The following is a 5,670-nucleotide window of genomic DNA, read 5'->3' as shown; positions in this document are numbered from 1 at the left end:
TTGTTACGGGGACTCGTCGGTCGGGAGCGGGAACGCCGGCTGATGGACGATCTGCTCGTGGCGGGTGGGGCGGGCGGGGCGGCACTGCTGTTGTGGGGCGAACCCGGTATCGGGAAGACCGCCCTCCTCGACTACGCGGCGGAGCGCGCGGCGGCCGGTGGCTCCGGCGCGACCCCGGCCACGGTCCTGCGCGCCCGGGGCATCGAGACCGAGACCGTGCTTCCCTTCGCCACCCTCGGCGACCTGCTGATGCCCCATTCATCCCTTTTCAGGGAACTCCCCGGCGCCCAGCGCTCGGCCCTGGAGTCCTGCCTGGCCCTCAGCGGCGACCCGGCGGACCCACCGGGCAATCCCTACGCCGCCTGTATGGGCGCCCTCAACGTGCTCGCGGCGCTCGGCGACGAGCGCCCGGTGATCGTCCTCGTCGACGACCTGCACTGGGTGGATCCCTCCTCCCAGCGCGTCCTTCTCTTCGTCGCCCGCCGGCTCTCCAGTGAACGCGTCGCTCTCGCCCTCGGCTCCCGCGAGGACCACGGCGAGTCGGGGCCGCGTCGCAGCATCCCCACCGTGCAGGTGGGCGGGCTGGCGCCGGAGGAGTGCGCCGCGTTGCTGGAGGGTCGCGTGACGCCCAACGTCCTCGCCGACCTCGTACGTGTCAGCGGTGGCAATCCGCTCGCCCTGCGGGAGATCGCGGGCGCGCTGACGGACGAACAGGCACGCGGGGAGCGGCCGTTGCTCGATCCGCCCTCCCTGGGCAGTCATCTGGAGCGCGCCTGGGCGGCCCGGATCGACGGTCTGCCGGACCCCGCCCGCCGGGCCCTGGTCGTCCTGGCCGCCAGTCGTTCGACGGCGGCGGGCCCATTGCGCAAGGCACTGGAGGCGGCCGGGCTCTCCCTCGACGCGCTCTCCCCCGCCGAGGAGGACGGCCTGATCACGGCCACCGCGGACGGGCTGGACTTCCACCATCCGGTGCTGCGCGCGCTGGTGCTGGGCCGGGCCCCCCTCGCGCACCGGTACGCCGCGTTCCAGGCGCTGGCCGAGGTGAGCACCGGCTCGCTGCACGCCTGGTACCGGGCGTCGGCGACGCCCGGCCCCGACGAGGAGGCCGCGGCGGCGCTCGCCGACGCCGCGCGGGAGGCCCGTCGGCGCAGCGCCTTCGGCGAGTCGGCGCTGGCCTGGCGGCGCGCCGCCGAGCTGACCCCCGACCCCGCGCCCCGCGCCGACCGCCTGCACCACGCCGCGTCCGACGCCCTGCTCAGCGGCTCGCCGGCGGGCCCGCAGTGGTGCGAGGAGGCGCTGCGGATCACCCCCGATCCGGCCGTACGCGCCGCCATCCAGGGCCTGTTGGGCCGTATGTACACCTGGAAGGGCGAGACGGCGCAGGCGTACGGCCTGCTCATGAACGCCGCCGACGCCGTACGCGGCTCGGACCGCACCCGGGCGTGTCTGCTGCTGGCGGAGGCGACCGCCGCCGCGCGTCTGGACGGGCACGTCCCGGCGGCGGTCCGCGTCGCCGAGGAGTCCCTCGTCCTCGCCTCCGAGTCCGGCCCCGAGCGCTGGTACAGCCTGTCGATGCTGGGCGGGGCCCTGATCATGTCCGGCCGTACGGCGCGGGGCCGCGAGATGCTGGAGGCCGCCGACCGGCACGGCGGCGGGGACCCCGTCCGTGACCAGCAGGTGTACGCGATCGCCGGGCAGGCGTGGAGCCGGGCGGAGGAGTTCGTCCGGGGGCGCCGGCTGCTCAACACGGCCGTGGAGTCGGCCAGGCGGCACAGCGCGGTGGGCGTGCTGGGCTTCACCCTCGCCGTACGGGGGGAACTGGAGACCCGTATCGGCCAATGGGCGTCCGCGCGGGGCGACTTGACGGAGTCGCTGCGCTGGGCGGAGGAACTGGGCCAGCTGACGTGCGTGAGCTACACGCTGTACTGCCTCGCCCGGCTCGAAGCCCTGCGCGGGGAACGGGTCGAGTGCGAGGAGCATGTGGCGCGGGCGCGGCGGGAGTGCGGGGCGTACGGCATCGGCTGCCAGGAGTTCCACATGACGGCGGTGCTCGGGCTGTCGGCCCTGGCCCACGGCGACCACGACGCGGCCGTCGACCAGCTGGAGCAAACGTTGTCACTGGCCATCGAGCAGGGCATCGGGAACCCCGAGGTGGTGCCCTTCGCGGCGGATCTGGCGGAGGCGCACGTACGGGCGGGGAACGCGACGCGCGCCGCGGAGGTCGTGTCCTGGCTGGAGGAACGGGCCCGGGAGACGGGCCTGGCGTCGGCGGAGGCGGCGGCCGCCCGGGTCCGGGGGCTGCTCGCGGGAACGCCGGAGGAGGCGGAGGCGTACTTCGGCGCGGCGCTCAAGGCCCATCAGCGGACGACGGGCCCCTTCGACTGGGCGCGGACCCTGCTGTGCGAGGCGGAGGTCCTGCGGCGCCACCGTCGCCCGGGGGCCGCGCGCGCCCCGCTGGCCTCCGCCCTGGCCTGCTTCGAACGGCTGGGCGCGGTGCCGTGGGCCCGGCGGGCCGCCGGTGAACTCGCGGCGGCGGGGGGTGTCCTGAGCGCCGCCCGGTCCGCCGGCAGCGGCATGGGCGGCGCTCTGAACCAGCTGACCCCGCAGGAGTTCCAGGTGTCACGGGCGATCGCCCGCGGCCTCAACAACACGGAGGCGGCTGCCTCGTTGTTCGTCTCCCGGAAGACGGTCGAGGCACATCTCACCCGCATCTACCGGAAGCTGCACGTCCGTTCCCGCACGGACCTGACACGGTTGCTCACGGCGGCCGACCTGGTGGATTGAGGCGGATACGCGCGTGAGCGGCCGTGGTGCTGCCGGACGCCGCCGTCAGGGGTTCTCGATCGTGATGAAGGGGTCCCACTGGAAGTAGCCCTTCAACTGGCGGTGGCGGTCCAGGATCTGGAAGGAGAAGTGGTAGACGACCTTGCCGACCCTTTTGACGGTCGTCCGCCAGTAGTGGTCCTGGTAGTTCTGCGTCACGAATTCCGGCCTGCCCTCGGAGCCTTCCCTCGGGAGCGGATAGACGCCGTCGATCACCTCGATCTCCGGTGTCCGGATGAGCTGGTGGCCGGTGTCACTGCTCACGTATTTGTACAGTAACGCCTTGTAGTCGCTGCCGAGCGACAGGGTCGTCTCCCGCCACCTGATGGTGTCCCCGGGTTCGGCGCGGAGGTTCAGTTCGGCCCCCGACGTACCGACGATGTGGTCGTGGCGCGTCGTCATGTAGATGAGGCTCTCGTCGGCGTACGTCGGCGCGTCGGGGTTCCTCGACGCGTTGGGATACCGCTCGACGATCGTGGCCGCGTCGAACGCGATCAGGACGTTGAGATCAGGCATTTCCTGTTCCTTTCGGATCTCGGGAGTGCCGGAGTCGCCCCGTCGGTCGGGCTCCCGGAAGCCGGGGCCGCCGTCGCCGTAGGTCTGGGCCGGCGGCGTCCCTGAGCCCGTGGGGTGCGGGGCATGGTTCGAAATCGTAGATATGCAGAAACGATTTCGTCGCCGCCCTCACGAGTAAAGACCTGAAAGTGCCGGTGGCATTTCTTGACGGAATTTCGGCTTGCCCGCATTTCCTTGCCGGGGCCGGAGTTCCCCCAGTGACGGAGGGGAGCGGAGAAGAAGCCGAGGCAGATAATGCACGCACGGAATGCGGACGTCCTGAGGACTCCCTCCCTACGGTTCCGCCCGGCCTTTTCCCTGATGGCCTTTTCGATACGGCTCGCCCCGGCGGCGTCACGCCAAAACAGCGGAGTTCCGGTAATGACCGCGGGGAGGTGAATCCGGGGGCGTCGAGGGCGCCGGCTCAGCGGCGTTCCCTGAAGTGCGTCACCGCGAAGATCCCGGCGATCGCACAGCTGAGCGTCCCGGCCCGGACGACCAGCCCTCCGTCGCCGGCGTCCGGCACCCCCGGCATGTCCCAGCCGAGCCACCGCACGCCCACCCATGCGTACGCCCACCCGGCCACCCCGAGGCCGGCGAAGGCCAGGGCGACCTTCCCGTTGGCCGAGGTGGGCAGGGAACGGAGGTCGGCCGCCACCCGTCGCACATCCAGGGGTGCCGCCTCTCCCCGACGCGCCCTCAGGTGCCGCTCGTGGAGGCCGAGGAACAGCAGGCCGATGAAGCACATGGTCATGGCGGCGGAGAAAAGGTGGCGGGTGGGGTCGCCGTCCCGTCCCGGTGAGGCGAAGGTCCGCACGACGGACCAGCCCCCCAGGACGACGGCCAGGAGTGTGCAGGCGGTGTAGAGCCTGCCCCACCGTGAGGAGACCAGATCGGCCACGCGTCTTCGGATCATGCGACCGGACAGTACCGACTCGGCTGTGCGGGAGGGCGGGGAGGCGGGCTGTCGAGGTGGGAAAGTACGTCGTTGCGTACAACCGGATCCGGCTGGGACGACTCTCTGCAGAGAGGGACCGGCCGATGCGGTCACCGGTCTGTGCGGTCGGAACGGGGTGGGATCGATGGGTAAGCGCGGCGCGCTGGTGTGGTGCGGTGGGTTGGCTCTGGTGCTCGGGGCGGCGGGTGCCGTGTGGTGGGGCTGGTTCCGGGCGCCGTACGCGCTCGCCGACTCGCCTTCGGTCGATGTGAGCGTACGAGCCGAGAAGTCCCGGTATCCCGATGTGCAGGAGACCGCCGAGGACGTCGACACTCTCGTGCGGGTCTACGTCCAGCGGTTGGAGGCCGGTGACGTGGAAGGGTTGATGGAGCTGGCCGGGCCCGCGTACGACGGGACCCGGGGTGCCGCCTACGAGCAGGTGCGGGAGTTCGGTGAGGGCGCGCGCGGGCATGTCGACGTCACCGTGCTGGAGGGGGTCGTCGACTACTTCAATCCCGTCCGGCTGACGTACGACAGGACCGGCCAGGAGCAGGAGTTGGTGCTGGTCAAGGACGACGGGCACTGGTGGGTCGCGCTGGGAGAGGGCGACCCGGCCGCCGGGAAGTAGGACCGGTGCGCCCCGGGAAGTAGGACCGGTGCGCCCCGGGAAGTAGGGCCGGTGCGCCGCCGGCCGGCAGGCCTACTTCTCGTACAGGCCTACTTCTCGTACAGGCCCTCGATCTCGGTCGCGAAGGACCTCTCCACGGCCTCCCGCCGTAGCTTCATCGAGGGTGTGAGGTGGCCCGCCTCCTCGCTGAAACCGTCGGGGACGACCGTGAAGCGGCGGATGGACTCGGGGCGGGAGACCAGGCGGTTGGCCTCGTCCACCGCGCGTTGCAGGACGGCTCGCAGATCCGGGTCCTCGGCCAGGCGGTCGAGGGGCGTGGCCTGCTTGGCGTTCATCTGGGTCCAGTGGGTGATGCCCTCGGGGTCCAGGGTCAGCAGCGCGGTGACGTACGGGCGGCGGTCGCCGATGACCATGGCGTGGGCGATCAGGGGGTGCGAGCGGAGCCAGTTCTCCAGCGGCGCCGGGGCCACGTTCTTGCCGCTGTCGGTGACGAGGATCTCCTTCTTGCGCCCGGTGATCGTCAGGTAGCCCTCGTCGTCCAGGTGGCCGATGTCCCCGGTCGCGAACCAGCCGTCGGGACCAGCGGGGACGACACCGCCGGCCTGCGGGTCCCAGTAGCCGCGGAAGATCTGGCCGCCGTGCAGGAGGATCTCTCCGTCGGCGGCTATCCGGACCCGGGTGCCGGGGAGGGGGCGGCCAGATCTTCCGCGGCTACTGGGACCCGCAG

4 protein-coding genes and 1 pseudogene are annotated in these 5,670 nt (G+C 71.9%); 2 read left to right on the top strand and 3 right to left on the bottom strand.

What is annotated here, in order from left to right; all coding sequences use genetic code 11:
* Nucleotides 1-2,784: helix-turn-helix transcriptional regulator (locus P1P70_RS39460; RefSeq protein ID WP_319246473.1), on the top strand; the 2,784-nt coding region annotated here is incomplete at its 5' end.
* Nucleotides 2,785-2,829: 45 nt separating this feature from the next.
* On the opposite strand, the gene P1P70_RS39455 is transcribed toward P1P70_RS39460, so the two are convergent.
* Nucleotides 2,830-3,339, bottom strand: coding sequence for an inclusion body family protein (locus P1P70_RS39455; protein WP_319246471.1), 510 nt, complete (start codon nucleotides 3,337-3,339; stop codon nucleotides 2,830-2,832).
* 463 nt (nucleotides 3,340-3,802) lie between these two features.
* On the bottom strand, nucleotides 3,803-4,294 hold the full coding sequence (locus tag P1P70_RS39450) for a hypothetical protein (protein WP_319246468.1): 492 nt from the start codon (nucleotides 4,292-4,294) through the stop codon (nucleotides 3,803-3,805).
* A 166-nt stretch (nucleotides 4,295-4,460) separates the two neighbouring features.
* On the opposite strand from P1P70_RS39450, the gene P1P70_RS39445 reads away from it, so the two are divergent.
* Nucleotides 4,461-4,943 (top strand): hypothetical protein, encoded by a 483-nt coding sequence (locus tag P1P70_RS39445; protein WP_319246465.1) that lies wholly within the window; start codon nucleotides 4,461-4,463, stop codon nucleotides 4,941-4,943.
* Nucleotides 4,944-5,032: 89 nt separating this feature from the next.
* Here P1P70_RS39445 and P1P70_RS39440 read toward each other — a convergent pair.
* A pseudogene (locus tag P1P70_RS39440) lies at nucleotides 5,033-5,670 on the bottom strand (AMP-binding protein); the annotation flags it as partial.

The sequence above is a fragment of the Streptomyces sp. MB09-02B genome, from assembly GCF_033794485.1.
GTDB lineage: Bacteria > Actinomycetota > Actinomycetes > Streptomycetales > Streptomycetaceae > Streptomyces.
Note: the sequence above shows the minus strand (reverse complement) of the source record. Positions and strands in the feature narration are given on the sequence as shown.